Annotated in this window: 12 protein-coding genes; 6 read left to right on the top strand and 6 right to left on the bottom strand. The window is 36.2% G+C overall.

What is annotated here, in order from left to right; genetic code table 11:
- Nucleotides 1-9 precede the first annotated feature (9 nt).
- The 6 genes from B0A67_RS19435 to B0A67_RS19410 all read right to left on the bottom strand — a co-directional run bounded on the left by B0A67_RS19435 (nucleotide 10) and on the right by B0A67_RS19410 (nucleotide 7,955).
- Complete coding sequence (locus tag B0A67_RS19435) at nucleotides 10-1,293, bottom strand: glycoside hydrolase 5 family protein (RefSeq protein WP_072961543.1); 1,284 nt, start codon at nucleotides 1,291-1,293, stop codon at nucleotides 10-12.
- A gap of 151 nt (nucleotides 1,294-1,444) precedes the next feature.
- The gene (locus B0A67_RS19430) at nucleotides 1,445-2,680 is read right to left on the bottom strand and encodes a glycosyl hydrolase (protein WP_072961539.1); all 1,236 of its coding nucleotides are present in this window, start codon (nucleotides 2,678-2,680) and stop codon (nucleotides 1,445-1,447) included.
- Between the two features lie 6 nt (nucleotides 2,681-2,686).
- On the bottom strand, nucleotides 2,687-3,877 hold the full coding sequence (locus tag B0A67_RS19425) for an AGE family epimerase/isomerase (RefSeq protein ID WP_072961536.1): 1,191 nt from the start codon (nucleotides 3,875-3,877) through the stop codon (nucleotides 2,687-2,689).
- Between the two features lie 6 nt (nucleotides 3,878-3,883).
- A complete protein-coding gene (locus B0A67_RS19420; RefSeq protein WP_072961533.1) occupies nucleotides 3,884-5,074 on the bottom strand; it encodes a glycoside hydrolase family 130 protein in 1,191 nt (396 codons plus the stop codon).
- A 26-nt stretch (nucleotides 5,075-5,100) separates the two neighbouring features.
- The gene (locus B0A67_RS19415; RefSeq protein ID WP_072961530.1) at nucleotides 5,101-6,492 is read right to left on the bottom strand and encodes an MFS transporter; all 1,392 of its coding nucleotides are present in this window, start codon (nucleotides 6,490-6,492) and stop codon (nucleotides 5,101-5,103) included.
- A 332-nt stretch (nucleotides 6,493-6,824) separates the two neighbouring features.
- Nucleotides 6,825-7,955 carry a glycoside hydrolase family 26 protein gene (locus B0A67_RS19410; protein WP_072961526.1) on the bottom strand — a complete coding sequence of 377 codons (1,131 nt, stop codon included), beginning with the start codon at nucleotides 7,953-7,955 and terminating at the stop codon, nucleotides 6,825-6,827.
- Nucleotides 7,956-8,260: 305 nt separating this feature from the next.
- On the opposite strand from B0A67_RS19410, the gene B0A67_RS19405 reads away from it, so the two are divergent.
- The 6 genes from B0A67_RS19405 to B0A67_RS19380 all read left to right on the top strand — a co-directional run bounded on the left by B0A67_RS19405 (nucleotide 8,261) and on the right by B0A67_RS19380 (nucleotide 17,631).
- Nucleotides 8,261-9,139: an AraC family transcriptional regulator gene (locus B0A67_RS19405; protein WP_072961523.1), complete on the top strand. Its 879-nt coding sequence runs from the start codon at nucleotides 8,261-8,263 to the stop codon at nucleotides 9,137-9,139.
- A 312-nt stretch (nucleotides 9,140-9,451) separates the two neighbouring features.
- Nucleotides 9,452-12,643, top strand: coding sequence for a SusC/RagA family TonB-linked outer membrane protein (locus B0A67_RS19400; protein ID WP_072961520.1), 3,192 nt, complete (start codon nucleotides 9,452-9,454; stop codon nucleotides 12,641-12,643).
- A gap of 13 nt (nucleotides 12,644-12,656) precedes the next feature.
- Complete coding sequence (locus B0A67_RS19395) at nucleotides 12,657-14,255, top strand: RagB/SusD family nutrient uptake outer membrane protein (protein ID WP_072961517.1); 1,599 nt, start codon at nucleotides 12,657-12,659, stop codon at nucleotides 14,253-14,255.
- Between the two features lie 19 nt (nucleotides 14,256-14,274).
- Complete coding sequence (locus B0A67_RS19390; protein ID WP_072961515.1) at nucleotides 14,275-15,315, top strand: IPT/TIG domain-containing protein; 1,041 nt, start codon at nucleotides 14,275-14,277, stop codon at nucleotides 15,313-15,315.
- A gap of 102 nt (nucleotides 15,316-15,417) precedes the next feature.
- Nucleotides 15,418-16,653, top strand: a complete 1,236-nt coding sequence (locus tag B0A67_RS19385) for a glycoside hydrolase family 27 protein (RefSeq protein ID WP_072961512.1) — start codon at nucleotides 15,418-15,420, stop codon at nucleotides 16,651-16,653.
- A gap of 9 nt (nucleotides 16,654-16,662) precedes the next feature.
- On the top strand, nucleotides 16,663-17,631 hold the full coding sequence (locus tag B0A67_RS19380) for a glycoside hydrolase family 5 protein (protein WP_072961508.1): 969 nt from the start codon (nucleotides 16,663-16,665) through the stop codon (nucleotides 17,629-17,631).
- Nucleotides 17,632-17,882: the final 251 nt, after the last annotated feature.

The following is a 17,882-nucleotide window of genomic DNA, read 5'->3' as shown; positions in this document are numbered from 1 at the left end:
TATTTTAAATTATTTCAACTGTAAATTGTACTTTTTCACAATATCCAAAGTCGATTTATCCGAAGAGAATACAGAATTTAATCCTTGTGGTTCCTGCGGAGGATCAGTTGTTAACGGATCTCCCGGATTCCATTTTCCGTCTTTGGTAATTGCTTTTCCTTCACCGCCAAATCCCCAGAAATTAGCGCCTTGCAACGGGCCATTATTTTTAACGCTTTCAGCGACTCTGCTAAAAATATAATTGTAAAAAATATCTCTGTTTGCAACAGAAGATCCTGCGGCCAGATTTTCGTTTTCTCTTGGCAAACCAAATTCTTCAATAATAATGGGGCGCTTTAGATTATTGGCAACCTTAATATGATTGTCAATATAGTTGCCGGCATTTTCCAGTGTTGTTGGCAAAGTTGCGGCTGCATTATCAGCTTTAAACCAGTTCCAGTTCTTCGGCCAGATGTGCATGGTGAGATAATCGATATTTGGGTTTTGGTGTGTTCGTTCAAAAATTTCCATGCTGTCATTCGAGCTGTTTTTTCCTTCAGAACCGGTAGAAACCAAATGATTTTTATCTAAACTGTCAATCAAATTCACAATATTGTTTAACCAGGATGTAAATTTAGCTTCATTTTCAGGCGTAAAAGTTCGCGGTTCATTCCCCACTTGCCAGGACATGATCGTATTATCTTCGGTATATTTCTTTTTAGAATATGGGTTCGTTCTTCCCATAATAAATTTCACATGGTTTTCTAAACCCTTCATACACGGCTCACAACTATGAAACTGTTCCGTATACGACATAAATTGCGGCCAGGTATTGGGCGCGATATTCGGAACCGGAATAGCACCTTTTCCATTCCACTCCAGATATTGCGACATTCCGCCCGACCATTCCCAGTTGTTGGTCAGGTACAAAACAGCATACATTTTGCGTTTGCCCATTTCGTTGATCAAAAAGTCCAGTCCGTCAAGCAAATCTTCATCGTATTTTCCCTGTTCGTATTGCAATGCCGTACGAACGGTAAAATCGTATTTTCCGCCATCTGCACCAACGAGAATTCGTAGGTTATCAATCCCATTTTTCTGCATCAGATCGAGTTCGCGAAGCAATCTTTTTCTGTCGCCCACTTTTTTCGAAGCCAGTAAACTTCCGTACCAATAATTCGTGCCAATAAAAGCGTACGGTTTATCGCCTTTATAAAATTGCGTTCCCTTGACCGTAATTCTTTCCTGTGACTGACAAGCCATAGTAGAGCACATTAAAGCTAGTCCAAGGGTTTTAATAAATCTGTTTTTCATTATTTATTTTTTTAGGAGCTGGTTCCTGCTATCCGTTTCAATCTTTATTTTTTTAAAGAAAAAAAATAAAGGATTTCCACTTCTATCAGGGCTAGGCAATCCGTTATTTTAGACGTTTTTTTGTTTCAACCTGAAACTTGAAACAAAAAAATCATTTCGGTAATTCATACATCTTAGGCAAAGAATTCACTAATGCCGATTTTGTTTTAGAACTAAAATTTTTAAAGTCACTTGCATTCGAAACAGTCCCATTTGGCACGAAATAAGCATCTTTGTTGTTGTTCCAAAACATCACATAACTCACCTCAATAGTATTTGCTGTTAAAGCGCTATATAAATAAGTCGAAAACCAATCTGTTATTGGTGTTTTTGTGCTTGTAACCTGATAACCGGTTTCGGTCAGTGCAGCGATTTTTACTTTGGTTATAGCGAGATCGGCAATTATTTTTAATTTAGAATTGGCTTTAGCAGCCCCGGTTTGACCCTGATTGTCAAAATCCCCGTAATTATCCATTCCTAAAATATCAACATATTGATCACCGGGATATCGGCTCAAATAATTGGTTTCTGTAGTATAGGTGTTGTCAGGCGAAAAAGCATATAAAATGTTATGAACGCCTTTGGTATTTTTTAGATAATCAACCGTAAACTGATAAGCTGTTTTATAGTCATCAGGAGTACAAAAATTAGCGCCCCACCAAAACCAGCTTCCGTCAAATTCATGAAAAGGCCTGAATATTATCGGAATCAGTTCTCCATTTGCTCCTTTTAAATTCAGAACCACACTGGCGATTTTATCTAATTTTTTCTTGTACCATTCGTGATAGGTTCCGCCAGGCAAAATACTTTTAAAAGCGGTTGCCTTCTGTTCAGCAGTCATATCCGCCGCATAAAAAGAATCTTCTTTATTAGGCTCTCTCAAATGCCAGCAAAAAGTGTTGATGATTCCTTTCGCGTAAGCGGCTTTTGCAGCATTTATAATTTTTTTTTCTTCTTGATAAAACCAATTATCTGCCTGATTGTTATTGTTTTTATCTGTAATAAACATAAAGTCAGATCCTAAAATTGCAGGATCATAACCCGTGTTTTTTTTGATATCAGAGTCACCGCCATTATCCTGATAAAAACTATTAAAAGCATCTTGCTGACCAATGGCGACTTTAGTTTTGGCCAGTTTTTTTAAATTATAAAATAAAGCTGCGGTTTCTTTGGTAGCATTGGCATCGGCCATGTAAGAGGTCACGTTTTGCGTAGTCAACGGATCTGTTGGGACTATAACAGGCGGCTCAACGATAATTTCAGGATCTGATTCGTTGTTTGAAGAACAACTTGAAATGGCCAAAATCGATAAGCTTAAAAATGCTATTTTGAGAAACGTAGTTTTCATTTTGGTTTATGTTTTAATTCGGTTAATCAATTCTAAACAGGCGCGGCTATTGTGGTAAGGACATTTCCAGAAACCGGCCTTGTCTTTTTCGATCAGGGAATAGTCGCGATTAATTCCCCAAAACCATTCACCGTTTTGTTTGTCCAGAATGTGTTTTTTTATGAACTTCCAGTTTTTATAAACGATGTCTAAATAGCTTTTATCACCCGTTAATTGGTAGGTATTATAAAAACCAATTAAAGCCTCGGCCTGAACCCACCAATGTTTTTCGGCCACTAGCTCATTCTTTTTAGTATCAAATTCGTACCATAAACCACCATCAGTATCTAATCCTTCTTTGGTAACTTCGGCCATTTGAATAGCATATTGGGCATAATTTTCAATTAAGGTTTGATTTTCTGAAATTTCAGCACATTGCAATAAAAGCCATGCCGCTTCGATATCATGACCGTAAGAGATAACATCTGGTTTTTCGATCCAGTTTTCATCAAAAAATAAGCGTAAATGTCCTGTTTGTGTATTGATGAAATATTTTTCGATTGTTTCTAATAATTCAGTAATATCGTTCTGCAGTTTTTTGTCCTTCCAGACTTTGAGCAGATTTGCATATGCTTCAAGGATATGCAAATGCGTGTTCATCGTTTTCTTTTCGTTGGCATCTTTATCACTCAGGCGCAAATCATCAATAGGCTGCCAATCTCGTGTAAAAGCTTCAAAATAGCCTTTGTTTATAGGATCGTAACTGTGTTCCTGAATTTTTAGATAAAGATTTATGGCTATTTCTAAAGCTTTTTCATCTTTAGCAATAGCATAATATTCAGATAATCCGTAGATCGCAAAAGCTAAAGCATAAATCTGATTTTTGGTGTCTTTTGGAGTTTTATCAGCATTGATGCTCCAAAATAAACCTCCAAATTCAGCGTCATAAAAATGATCTGCAAGAAACTCAAAAGCACGTTGGGCAATTTTTCTGTGACTTTCTTTTTTTGTGACTTTATAACTTGATGAAAAAGTCCATAAAATTCTCGCATTCAAAACAGCGCCTTTTTCCGCATTGGCGATAATATGATCGTTACAATCAATCTGTCCAATAAAACCGCCATTTTCGTTGTCTAAAGTATGTTTTGACCAATATTTTAAAATAGAATCAAGTTCCGCTGATAGTTCCGTTTTAAGTTGCTTTAGTTGTATTGACACGGTAAATTAAATTGTATTGTTTTTTTCGATTTGACTGATGATTGTTTTTACGGAACCTGCAGAAATAAAAGTATCTGCGGGCGCATTTGTAACATAGTCCACCAGTTTTGCCACAGATGAAACCGCAACATGCATTCTGGTGTCAGAGGACGCATAGTATACATAAACAGTTCCGTCAGTATCTTCAATCCATCCGTTAGAGAATAAAACATTCGATACATCACCAACTCTTTCAATTCCTTCAGGCCCCATAAAATGCCCGGCAGGAACATGTGTTACTTTGGTAATATCTTTCAAATCGGTCATGAACATATAAAGCGTGTAACGCAATCCTGCAGCGGTATTGCGAACTCCGTGTGCGAGATGCAGCCAGCCTTTTTCAGTTTTAATAGGAGCAGGGCCAAGACCATTCTTCAATTCGTAAATCGTGTGATATTGTTTTCCAAAAATGATTTTCTCCTCTTTTACAACCGGATTGGTCATATCGTCAACATATCCCAGACCAATTCCGCCACCTGCTCCAACATCGATAAAACCATCTTGCGGACGTGTGTATAAGGCATATTTTCCGTCTACAAATTCGGGATGCAAAACCACATTGCGCTGTTGCCCCGTGTTCGAGATTAAATCAGGCAATCTTTCCCAGTTTACCAAATCTTTCGAACGTACAATTCCGGCATTGGCTACAGCTGAACTGGTATCGCCTTTTGGAGCTTTAGGATCTTTTCTTTCGGTACAGAAAATACCGTAAACCCATCCGTCTTCATGATTAACCAAGCGCATATCGTAGACATTGGTATCCGGTTCTTCGGTTTGTGGGATCACGCATGGTTTTTCCCAAAACTTAAAATTATCGACTCCGTTTGGACTTTCGGCTATAGCGAAAAAAGATTTTCTGTCGATTCCTTCTACACGAACAGCAAGCAGATATTTTCCGTTCCATTTCATGGCGCCGGCATTAAAAGCAGCATTCATGCCGATTCTTTCCTGCAAAAACGGATTCGTTTTTTCGTTGAGGTCAAAACGCCAGTTCAATGGTACATGAGCTGCTGTAACAACCGGGTTTTTATAGCGTTCGTATATACCGTTTCCAGCATTGTCCTGTGGAGCATTCTTTTGCTCGATCAGTATTTTATGTTCGTTTTCTAGTGCTACTTTTCTATCCTGAAATGTAGTTGAAGAGGCTATTGCTGTCATATAAATAGATTTCTGTATCTGTTTTTTTAATTTTTATGGTCTCGTTTTTCGTTTAAATCTTGTTCTATTATCTGAAGTTTTTCTTCGGATAATGGATAGAATGCTATAAAAGCAACTGATATTATTGCTGCAATGGCAGGAAGAATACTAAGCATCAATTGTATTCCGTTTTGTGCCGTGGCAGTTTGCTCTACATTGGCCTGAAAACCATAATAGCCTAAAAGCCATCCCGCTCCGGCGCCGCCAATAGTCCATCCGAATTTTTGTGACATTGAGGATGCGGAGAAAACCAATCCTGTCGCTCTGCGGCCTTGTTTCCATTCTGAATAATCAGCACTATCTGCATACATAGACCAGATTAGCGGGAAGATGCAGCCGGCACAAATACTGATTAAAAGCTGAAAACTCATGATTAGAAAAACATCTTCTTTCCCAAAGCAGTAGAAAACTAAACTTAGCATTGCAGCCAATGACATGGCACCAAAAAAGGTTTTCTTTTTGCCTATTTTATTGGCAATTGGCGTTGCTATAATTACTCCGATGATATTTGCAGCTTGTCCTAAAACCAAATAAATAGAAGTGGGTGTCATGTGAAAATCAGTTCCGAAAAGTGAAAAATCAAAGTTTACGCTGCTGCTGACATAGTATTTAAAATAATAAACGGCGGCACCATCACGGATAGAGTTGAATACCAAAGCACCAATTCCAGCTCCCAGTAAAATCCACCACGGTTTATTTTTTAGTAAATCTTTCAGATCTTCTTTCAGATTGTTTTGTTCGTCTGAAATTGGTTTTACCCTTTCTTTCGTGAAGAAAAAACAAGCCCAGAAAAAAACAGTTGTAATGATTCCGAAAACAGCAATTGTTGCCAGCCAGCCCGTTTTAGAATTTAAGTTTCCACCAAAGTAGTTTACTAAAGGTTCTATTAACCAAAGTGCCAGAAGACTTCCTCCAAAGGCAAAAACCATTCTGTAAGACGATAAAGTATTTCTTTCTTTACGGTCAGATGACATTACGCCCAACAGTGATGCATACGGCACATTAATTAAAGAATAAATCATCATCATGGCAGAATACGTTACGTAAGCGTAAATTATTTTTCCTTTTTCGTCAAAATCAGGAGTATAAAAAGTCAATACGCCAATCATGGCAAAAGGCACGGCAACCCATAATAAATAAGGCCTGAATTTTCCCCATTTGCTTTTTGTCCGGTCAGCTATAATTCCAACAATCGGATCAAAGCAGGAATCCCAGATTCTGGTAATCAAAAACATGGTTCCTACTACGGCAGGTGCCAATCCGAAAACGTCGGTGTAGAAAAAGAGAAGGTACATGCTGAAAATTTTCCAGAACATCGATGATGCGGCATCACCAAGACCGTAACCTATTTTTTCTTTTAAACTAATTTTGTCGTGCATCAGGCTTTTTTTAAAGGTTGTAATTAGATTTGGTTAATTATTTTAATTTTCTATTTGTTAGTTTTTTTGACGCGGATAAAACGGATTTACTTCGTAAAAACGCGGATAAAAACAAATTTTATTTTGAATGCGATATTTAAACACATAAAAACATAGATTTCTTGAACTTAAAAAAGACGTTTCACTTATTTAAGTAAACATAGTGAGCTATGTGAAAGAAATATATTTCTTTTTGTATTCTTTTTTAGACTTAAAGATCTATGTTTCTATGTGTTGGTTTTTTTTGCACACAGATTTAAGCAGATTTTTAATTTTTAATTCTCAATTTTAATTCATTTTTTATTGATGTCTTTTTCGAATAAGGTTTTATCAAGCTTATAATATTCAATAAAATCTTTCTCGCTTATCTGACCGGAATAGGGCGCATAATAATGCATTTTTTGTTCTTTTTCCTGCCAGCCGTGATTTCGCCATAATAAAACATAGGAAATTTTATAGTCGCCAATAGCTCTTGATAAAGTTCCTGTCCACCATTTTGGATCCGGAATGGCTTCATAACCTGCTTCGGCTATCGCAATTAATTTATGCTGTTTTATACCAATTTCATTTATAATTTTAAGTTGACTTTGAACTTCTTCTATGAATTTTTCCCCTTGTTTGTCATCGTTATTCTGATAAGCGTCAAAACTTAAAATATCAGCATAATGATCGCCGGGATAATTGGTTAGGAAATCTTGTTCAGAGCTGAAACTGCTTGTGTTGTAAATATAAATTAAATTATGGACACCTTTTTTCTGCAAATAGTCAAAAGTAAATTTCCATAAAGATTTAAATTCTTCAGGCGTACAATTTCCTTTTCCCCACCAAAACCAGCCACCGGTGAGTTCGTGATAAGGTCTAAAAAGAATGGGAATGTTTTTTCCTTTTTTATCTTTAAGCGAAAGAAAAAAATGAGTAGCTTTGTCTAACCAAGTTGTAAATTTTTGATGATTTTCTCCGCCGGGTAAAACTGTTTTTAGAGAGTTTGGCGTATTGTCCCAGGCATTTTTTCCCGTTGCAGGATTATCAAAATGCCAGCTTATTGTTGAGATTCCGCCTCTTGCATTTGCTTCTTTAATGTATTGTTTCATTTTCTCAAAAGGAACACCATCAATATTATTCACATCATCTTTTTCCAGACCGGCAATGTCCCAGCCGTAAACTGCAGGATAGTCGCCAACGACTTCTTTGATATCGCTGCGGCCATCTTCGTATTTCCACTTTACACCGTAAGCAAGATCATCCTGATGTCCGAACATGTACCCTTTTTGAGTCAATTGATGCAGTTTATGGTATAAAGCGATGGTTTCAGGTGTAGCTTTTTTATCTGAAAGTGACAAATTAGTATTAGTTATAATGGGGTTTGCAGAACAGGAAGTTCCTATAAATACGACTGTTATTAGTGTTATTATGTGTTTTTTCATTATGAATGTACTTGTTGTTCAGTGCAATGACTTTAAATTTATAAATGGTAATAGTACTCAAAAAAGGTTCAAATTTGTCATCGAAAATTCAGTGTTGTTTTTGTGCTAAAACTATCAAAACTATAAAAAGTTATTACATTAAAAATGATTAATGTTTATTATTAATAGTCTTTTTATAAAATTGATAATTTTATTTTTCAAAGATAATCGGATGTTTCTCGTGTAATTAATATTATTTTATCAATTATATATCATATTATTGCAAAGAAAAAGAACAATCTACTTCTTAAAAATAGTTTATAAAGATGGGCAGTACTAAAAATTTTTATAGAGAAATCGCTCCGCTGTCTGCTGGCGATAGCTTTTTGGTTTTCGACAGAGTAAAGGATAGTTTTGATTTTCCGGTGCATTATCATCCGGAATTTGAGATCAATTTTATATTAAACGGGAAAGGAGTAAAGCGGGTTGTTGGGGATAATATAGAAGAAATTGACAGTGTCGAATTGGTTTTGATTGGGCCTAATTTATACCACGGCTGGGAACTGAATAAATGCACCAGCAAAAAAATACACGAAATAACCATTCAGTTTCATAACGATTTATTTCATGAATCTTTTCTTGCCAGGCGAATTATGAATCCGATTCGGGATATGTTCAATCGTTCGATTCACGGTATTTTATTTTCGAAAAAAGTAGCCGAAGAATTGACTCCAAGATTAGTAAGGCTTTCTAAACTAGATGGTATGGACTATTTTCTGGAGATTACTTCGCTATTGTATGATTTGGCCAATTCCAGAAATCAGCGTTTGCTTTCTACTTATACAGTAGATTATGATACGTTTGATGATTATGATAAAATGAAATTGGTTTACGAATATGTGCAGAAACATTTTGCAGAGAAGATCACTTTAGAAGATGTTGCCGGTGTTGCCAGCATGTCTATAATTTCATTCAATCGCTTTATTAAAAAACGTACCGGGAAAACTTTTGTCAATTATATAAATGATATCCGAATTGGCTATGCCGCTCGTTGGCTTGTAGAAAAAGATATGAGTGTTTCTGAGGTTGCTTTTAAATCCGGATTTAATAATATAGCGAACTTCAACCGTAGTTTTAAAGCAATTAAAAACTGTACGCCAAGCCAGTATAGAGAAGATTTTTCTGGATTAAAGCGTATTTTATAGTGATACTTTTTTTGCACAAACAAATATTATTTTTAACGAAATCGTTTGCTTTTTGGCTGATTCGTTAATTTTTATTTATTGTCTACGGTGTTTTAAGGGGTTTGAATTGTGAATAATGTAATTTTTTATCGCTTTTATTTTAGAATATGTTTTTTTAAAAGGATATAGTAAAAATATTATCATTAAATGATATAATACTATTGATTTAATGTTTTGTTGTGTTATAGATTTGTTAAATAATTTAAGAAATAAAATAGTAGCTATTTGTAACTTGAATTAGGATAACAAATTTAAACTAACCAAACATTTATTATGAAAAGACTAATGACTAACTTCATTCATTGGAACGTTAACCACAGAGCGGTTCCTTTGATTTTATTTTTGTTACTGACGAGTAATTTTATTACGGCTCAGGTAAAAGTAACAGGAACGGTATCTGATAATAAGGGAATGACCATTCCGGGAGCCAATATTGCGATTGTTGGATCTAAAACGACAACTTCTACTGATTTTGATGGTAAATATACTATTGATGTTCCTGCAAATGGAACATTGCTGGTTTCGTTTATTGGATTTGATTCTCAGAAGATAGCCGTAGGAGGAAGAACAAAAATTAATATTTCTCTGGTATCAAGTTCTGAAGATTTGAGAGAAGTTGTTGTAATTGGTTACGGAACTCAGAAAAAGAAAGACGTAAATGGTGCAATATCTTCGGTAAAAGCAAAGGATTTAGAGAATATAAAACAAGTTTCTATAGATCAGATGCTTCAGGGTAAGGCCGCTGGGGTTTCTGTAACAAACAATTCAGGGCAGCCGGGAGGTGCAGCTTCGGTGAGGATTAGGGGAACTACTTCTATTACAGGAACAAACGAGCCTTTGTATGTTATTGATGGTGTGCCAATATCCGGAGATGCTACAGGAAAATCGACAAGCGGGCAGACTTTGGCGGGTAAAGACGGGTTTTCTTCTTCAGGAGGAAGCGGGAACACAGCTATGAGTCCGTTGTCGATGATCAATCCAAGTGACATTGAATCGATGGATATTTTGAAAGACGCTTCCGCAACTGCTATTTACGGTTCAAGAGGAGCAAACGGGGTTATCATCATTACAACTAAATCCGGTAGAAAAGGGGGCGGAAGAGTTTCTTATGAGAACTATACTTCTATTAGTTCTGTTACCAATAAACTGGATGTTTTGAATTTGTCTCAATATGCAACACTCAAAACAGATTTGGCTAAATTATGGGGATTTCAGACACGTCAGGAATTTTCACATCCTGAATTATTAGGTGCTGGTACCAACTGGCAGGATGAAGTTTACAGAACTGCGGTTTCTCAAAGTCACCAATTATCTTTTTCCGGTGCTAAGGACGGAACCAGTTACTATTTATCAGGAAGTTATTTAGACAATCAGGGAACGATTATCAATTCAGGACTAAAAAGATATACGGTACGTTTGAATTTAGATTCAAAAATTAAACCATGGTTGAGAGTTGGTGGAAATCTTACCGGAGGTATTACGAATGAAAAAATTACGGTAAACCAAAGTTATTCAGGATTGATTTCGAATACTTTACTGCAATCTCCTGATATTCCTGTTAGAAATGTTGACGGTTCATTTGCAGGACCTCCTTCATCTGAACAAAGTGTGACCTATTATAACCCGGTTGCGGAAGCTTTGACTAGAGAAAACAAATTAGTCAGAAAAAATTTCCTGGGAAATATTTATGCGGAAGCAGATCTTTTTAAAGGATTAAAATACCGTATCGAAATTGCTGCAAATACTGAGTTTTCAGAAAATGATGATTTCAGACCGTCTTATGCATGGGGAAGTCAGGTAAATTTATTGGCTGATCTTGATGTGAGAAGACAAAACTGGTATTCTACAAATATCAAAAATTTACTGACTTACGATAGAACTTTTGGTAAGCATAAAATTACCCTTTTGGCAGGTCAGGAAGCAAATGATTCCCATTGGGAAGGATTAGTAGCATCAGCACAAGGTTTTAAAACAAACACTATTCATACGATTAATCTGGCTGATGTTGATAATAATACCATTACACAGTACAAAGGCAGCGCTTCACTGGCTTCTCTTTTTGCCCGTATTATTTATGATTTCAACGATAAGTACAGTCTTACGGCTTCTATCAGACAAGACGTTTCGTCTAAATTTGATCCTACAACCAAGAATCAAAAAGGAGTTTTTAATGCGATATCAGGTTCCTGGAAATTGTCAAACGAGTCTTTTATGGAAGGAACCCGTAAATATGTTGACAATATTAAATTCAGGGCAGGTTATGGTGAAACAGGAAACCAGCAAATCCCTAACAACAGTTATTCTGCCATGTTGGGAGCTCAGAATTCTGGTTTAGGAAGCGGGTTTTTACCCTCAAATTATCCTAATCCTGATTTAGTTTGGGAGTCATTAAATCAAACCAATTTTGGTATCGATTTTACCATGCTGAACAATAAGCTTTCTGCGAGCTTTGATGTGTATGACAAAAAATCTAAAGGATTTTTGTTTCAGGTGCCATTGCCGCTTTATTTAACAGGAGGCGGAGGACAATATGGAGGAATTTCGGCTCCATATTCTAATTTAGGTACAATGAGTAACAAAGGATTTGATCTGACTCTGGGTTATGACATGAGATCAACAGGAAACTTTAATTGGGATACTTCATTGGTGATATCACAATACAAAAATAATCTGGACGAAATTGCTAACGGAATTGTCTTGACTCAGGAAGTAAATACAAACGGATATCAGCCGGTTGTGGTTACTAATACTACAGTTGGAAATCCTATTGGTTTGTTCTACGGATATAAAACAGACGGATTGTTTAAAGATCAGGCAACGCTGAATAGTGCCCCAATTCAGTTTGGTCAGACGGTAGGAACTGGTGCGGGTCAAACCGCTTTGGGAGACGTAAAATATGTTGATGTCAATAAAGATGGTAAAATAGATGCAAGTGATAAAACTTTTATCGGGAATCCGCATCCAAAATTCACTTTTGGTTTTACTAATAACTTTAAGTACAAAAATATAGACTGCTCTGTATTCTTGCAGGGATCATACGGAAATGATGTAATGAACTTAACAAGAAGGGGAGGGACAACAAATGCCTCTTTATACGATAATCAATTAGTGCAGGCTATGGATTATTATTCGCCAACCAATACGGGAAGTAATAACCCAAGACCAATTGCAGATTCTGCCAATAATAATTTGCTTATTTCAGATCGTTACGTAGAGGATGGGTCTTATTTAAGAATTCAGAATATTACTATCGGGTATTCATTGCCGCAGGATATTATTTCAAAATATAAAATATCAAGATTAAGATTGTACGGAACGGCGCAAAACTTATACACGTTTACAAATTATTCCGGTTATGATCCTGAGATAGGTTCATTTAATCAAAATGTGCTTTTATCAGGAATTGACAACGGAAGATATCCGGTAGCGAGAACATTTTTATTTGGACTTAACGTAGAATTTTAAAAATTAAAACAAAATGAAAAAGAGATCTTTTTTAAATAGATATAGTGTGCTACTTGTAGCAGCAGCATTTTTGACTTTTGGATCATGTCAGGATGATTTTACTGACAGGCCTTCTGAGGACGGAATTAGTTTAGATTCGTATTACAGTACAAATGATCAGGTGGCATCTGCTACAAATGGTATGTATAGCAGAACCTGGTTTCAGATGTATAATAAATTTTGGTGGGCACTCGAAGTAGGTTCCGGAAATATGTATTCAGGATCTGGTGATGTAAGCGGATTGAGAACTTTCTCTATAAATGGTAGTGATCCTGAATTGGTAAACGGCTGGTCTTCGTTATGGGCAAATGTACAGCAGTCTAATATGATTATTAATTTCCTGACATCCAGAGTAGGTCCGGATGTTTCGAAAAATGTTTTGGATAACACAATTGGAGAGGCTTATTTTTTAAGGGCTACTTCATACTTTGATTTAGTGAGACTTTGGGGGCCGGTGCCAATTATCGAAAACCCGCTGGATTATACAAGTAATCCTTATATCAATACCAATACTGTTGCTGACGTTTATAAATTAATTGTCATGGATTATCTGAAAGCGATTGACTTGTTAGTGGATAAAAACAGAGGGTCTAATTATGCCAATAACGGACATGTATCTAAAGGTTCAGCAAGAGCAATGCTGGCAAAAGTTTATTTGTATCAAAAGGATTATGTAAATGCCAGAGCAATGGCCGAAAATGTGATCAATAGTGGTGAATTTAAATTATTAGGTGGAGACCAGTTACCTGGAAAAAGCTTTGCTGATTTGTTTACGTATCCAAACAATAATAACGAAGAATCTATTTTTGCGCTTCAATGGAAAACAGATGGTAATTACGGGTCCGGAAACAATTGCAATACGCAGTTTGGTTTTCAGGACGGAACATTATCAACTTCAAATGCAGCTTATGCGGGAGTTTTTGGTCCGAGTCAGGATGTACTTCTTTCTTTGTATGAGGACGGAGATCTAAGAAAACATGAAACGGTGATGGTTCCCGGAGCTACATATCCAAATATGAAAACAACACAAGGAATTGGTTTTACTGTTCCTACAGGTAAAGATCTTGCTCAGGCATCCGGAGGAGCGATTAAAAAATATTGTATTGGAGTTGTTAATGGAAATGCTACCGGTCAGATTGATGGTTGGTCAATGATGGACAATAATTCTTATGTAATGCGTTATGCCGAATTATTATTAATTCACGCCGAAGCTGTTTTGGCGGGAGGAACAAGTACTTCTGATGCAGCTGCTTTAAATTCGATAAATGCAGTTAGAAAAAGAGCTGGTTTGGTTGGTTTGACCACAGTAACTTTTGACGAGATCTTTTTAGAAAGAAGAAAAGAATTGTGTTTTGAGGGAGATTACTGGTTCGATTTAGGGCGTATCGATAAAACAAAAGCGATTGCGATTATGTCTGCGCAAAATAGAGGAGACAGATATGCTGAACTTCATTTTACGCCTAGATATAGTGAAGATCATGCGGCAAATGATTTCTATATGGATTATCCGGATAATGAGGTGGCAAAAAATCCGAAGCTATTACAGCCGCCAGTTCCTTATACTTTTAAATAATTATTAAATTTTGACTATTATGAAAAATATAAAAATACAATACCTGCTCTCTTTTTTTGCAATGGCATTTGTACTGTTGGGGGGAATTTCTTCCTGTAACAACGACGACTCGGCTAATGGCGGATCCGGCAATCCTTCAATCACCAGTGTAGCCTTATCTGAAGAAGGAGATTTGGTTCCCGTTACAGTTGGTGATCCTAAAAATTATTATATTATTAGAGGTACGGGACTTGCAACGGTTTCAAAAATTTATTTTAATGATTTTGATACCTATTTCAATCCTGTATTAGTTACTGATACTGCAATTTTTGTTTTAATCGACGAAAAAACACCTTATGCAAATTCAAGTAATAAGTTAAAAGTGGTGACCAAATTCGGAACAATACTCTATGATTTTGAAATTGCGCCGCCAACACCAAAATTTGGAAGTTATAATCCGATTAATGCAGCGGAAGGGGATATAGTGACAGTTTATGGAGATTATTTTTTAAAGCCTGTTGTAAAAGTAGGAACTGTAGATGTACCTGTAATTTCTTCAAGTTTGACAGAATTGACGTTTAAGATGCCGGCTAATGCTGCAAATAAATATGTTACAGTGACCAATATTTCCGGATCTGCTACTTCAAAAGAAGCAGTTGGTACGGCGTTATTTGATGATGTTTGGTACAATGACTGGTTTTATGACGGCGGTGATGACAAAGTTTCGTTAGAAAGTTCCGGTGCTGTGCAAGGAAAAGTAATGGTGAAATCGATAAATGACGGATGGGGTGGTAACCGATTTAGAAATAAAGATTGGGGAACTTTGGATATGGCGAATTATAGCGGAATAAGATTGTCTATTAAAGGTGAAAAAGCGGGCAAAGTAGCTATTATCCTTAACGGACACTGGACTGATCCCGATGCTAAAGTGATTGATGTAACGACAGAATGGAAAGAATACAATTTACCATGGAGTTCCTGGCCTTTTGCCGTGTCAAGTTTACAGGATATCGTTTTAAAAGATTTTACAGGTAATAAATCAACTTATTACTTAGACAATATTGGTTTCATTCTAAAGTAGGCCTAAAAGTAATCTCTTTGGTTTGAGTTTTGTTTGAAGCGTTCCCTAATCTACTCAATTAGGGAATGCTTTTTTTAATTTAATTAATTTGAATTTTTAATAATGAAAAAAATCATTTTAGTATTCGCTTTGAGCGTATCAAGTTTAGTATTTAGTCAGGGAAATACACATACCCAGTTAGCAGGAAAATTCGAAGGTCTGGCAATGACGCCTCCAATGGGCTGGAATTCCTGGAATACTTTTGGAACAAGTATCGATGAAAAACTAGTAAAAGAAACCGCAGATATTATGGTTTCATCCGGAATGGCCGCAGCAGGTTATAATTATATAGTACTCGATGACGGCTGGATGACAAGAGAACGTGATGCAAACGGGGATCTGATTCCTGATCCTGTAAAATTTCCCGGCGGAATGAAAGCTGTAATTGATTATGTCCATAGCAAAGGTTTAAAATTTGGACTGTACAATTGTGCCGGAACCCAAACTTGTGCCGGTTATCCCGGAACCCGTGGTTACGAATACCAGGATGCCCGTTTTTATGCAAAACTGGGCATAGACTTTCTAAAATATGACTGGTGTAATACACAGGGGATTACTGCTAAAGAAGCCTATACAACAATGAGCAACGCACTTAAAACCGCCGGAAGACCTATTGTTTTTAGTCTGTGCGAATGGGGTGATAATCAGCCTTGGGAATGGGGAAAACCGGTTGGGAATTTGTGGAGAATTTCAGGAGATATTTACCCTTGTTTTGATTGTGAATTCAAACACGAAGAAGGAAATTGGTCGTCCTGGGGATTCATGAAAATTGTAGAAATGAGAAAAGACATTCGTAAATATTCAGGACCCGATCATTGGAATGATTTTGATATGATGGAAGTAGGGAATGAAATGAATGATACAGAGGATAAATCTCATTTTGCAATGTGGTGCATGATGGCATCGCCGCTTGTTGCCGGAAATGATTTCAGAAAAATGTCTAAAGAAACACTGGCAATTTTAACCAATAAAGAATTAATCGCTGTTGATCAGGATAAATTAGGGATTCAGGGTTTTAAATATTCTGCCGAAGATGGTCTGGAAGTCTGGGTCAAGCCTTTATCAGACGGAAATTGGGCTGTTACTTTTTTGAATAGAAGTGAAGTAGCTAAAAAAGTCAATTTCGATTGGAAAAAACAGACCATCAAAGATGTTGATTTTGGTTATGAAGCTAATTTTAGTAAAACAGTTTATAAATTAAAAGATCTTTGGAAAAATAAAGAAATCGGAACTACAAAAAAGAATTTTACTGCGGATATTGCTCCTCATGATGTAATTACATTACGATTAATTCCTTAATTCTAATAGATGATGAAAACGAAAACTAATTTTTTTGTGCTTTCCTTATTATTAGTCTTTTCAATATCGAATGCACAATTTGTCAAAAATCACGGTCAGCTCAGTGTTCTCGGGACCCAATTGGTCGATAAAAATAATAATCCAATTGTTTTGCGCGGTATGAGTTTTGGCTGGCATAGTATGTGGCCCAGATTTTATAACGAAAAAGCAGTAAGTTGGTTAAAAACTGATTTTAATTGCAATGTTGTTCGTGCCGCAATGGGAATCGAACTTGGAGAATGGTCGTATATAAAGAATCCTGGATTTTCTAAACAAAAAATAGAAGCAGTTGTCAACGGGGCTATAAAATCTGATATCTATGTAATTATTGATTGGCACAGCCATAATATTAATCTAAAAGAAGCTAAAGAGTTTTTTGCTGAGGTTTCTAAAAAGTATGCTAAATACCCCAACATTATCTATGAGATCTTCAATGAGCCAGATTATGAAACGTGGTCCGAGGTAAAAGCGTACTCCGAAGAAGTAATTAAGGTAATCCGCGAAAATGATCCGGACAATATTATTTTGGTGGGTTCTCCACATTGGGATCAGGATGTCGATCTTCCGGCTGCGGATCCTATAAAAGGATTTGATAATATTATGTATACCATGCATTTTTATGCAGCGACACATGGCAAAGAATTAAGAGACAGAACAGATGAGGCTATAAAAAGCGGTTTGCCCATTTTTGTTTCGGAATCTGCCGGAATGGAAGCTTCCGGTGATGGGCCTTTAGATATAAAAGCCTGGCAGGAATATATCGATTGGATGGAAGCTCGAAAATTGAGCTGGATTACCTGGTCTGTTTCTGATAAAGACGAAACTTGCTCTATTCTAAAAAAGTCGGCTACATCAGAAGGAAAATGGAAAGAAGAAGATTTAAAAGAATCTGGAATTAAAGTCCGTGAGTTTTTAAGAAAGTACAATACGCAGGACTAGCGTCAATAATTTGTTTTTTAGGGAAAGCCTGTTCAGTTTTGAGCAGGCTTTTTTATGTTTTCAGCTATGAAATAACATTGAGGATTTACTGTTCTTTTTGTTTTTAAAGTTATTTATTTTTGTAAGAATTTAGACGGATTACTTTTTTGCTTTTTTGATTTTGGTTATAATGCCTGATTTTGTTTTTGTTTTTTAAATATTAATAGTTACCCCTATTTTTTTATGGGGTGTTTTTTGTTTTTTATTTTTTT

This window comes from Flavobacterium aquidurense (assembly GCF_002217195.1).
GTDB lineage: Bacteria > Bacteroidota > Bacteroidia > Flavobacteriales > Flavobacteriaceae > Flavobacterium > Flavobacterium frigidimaris.
This window is presented reverse-complemented; position numbering and strand designations above follow the sequence as displayed.

Coding starts and splice junctions, on each gene's coding strand:
- B0A67_RS19420 (WP_072961533.1), bottom strand. CDS start 5,074: ATGACAGCAATAGCCTCTTCAACTACATTTCAGGATAGAAAAGTAGCA.
- B0A67_RS19415 (WP_072961530.1), bottom strand. CDS start 6,492: ATGCACGACAAAATTAGTTTAAAAGAAAAAATAGGTTACGGTCTTGGT.
- B0A67_RS19395 (WP_072961517.1), top strand. CDS start 12,657: ATGAAAAAGAGATCTTTTTTAAATAGATATAGTGTGCTACTTGTAGCA.
- B0A67_RS19380 (WP_072961508.1), top strand. CDS start 16,663: ATGATGAAAACGAAAACTAATTTTTTTGTGCTTTCCTTATTATTAGTC.
- B0A67_RS19400 (WP_072961520.1), top strand. CDS start 9,452: ATGAAAAGACTAATGACTAACTTCATTCATTGGAACGTTAACCACAGA.
- B0A67_RS19435 (WP_072961543.1), bottom strand. CDS start 1,293: ATGAAAAACAGATTTATTAAAACCCTTGGACTAGCTTTAATGTGCTCT.
- B0A67_RS19410 (WP_072961526.1), bottom strand. CDS start 7,955: ATGAAAAAACACATAATAACACTAATAACAGTCGTATTTATAGGAACT.
- B0A67_RS19385 (WP_072961512.1), top strand. CDS start 15,418: ATGAAAAAAATCATTTTAGTATTCGCTTTGAGCGTATCAAGTTTAGTA.
- B0A67_RS19405 (WP_072961523.1), top strand. CDS start 8,261: ATGGGCAGTACTAAAAATTTTTATAGAGAAATCGCTCCGCTGTCTGCT.
- B0A67_RS19430 (WP_072961539.1), bottom strand. CDS start 2,680: ATGAAAACTACGTTTCTCAAAATAGCATTTTTAAGCTTATCGATTTTG.
- B0A67_RS19390 (WP_072961515.1), top strand. CDS start 14,275: ATGAAAAATATAAAAATACAATACCTGCTCTCTTTTTTTGCAATGGCA.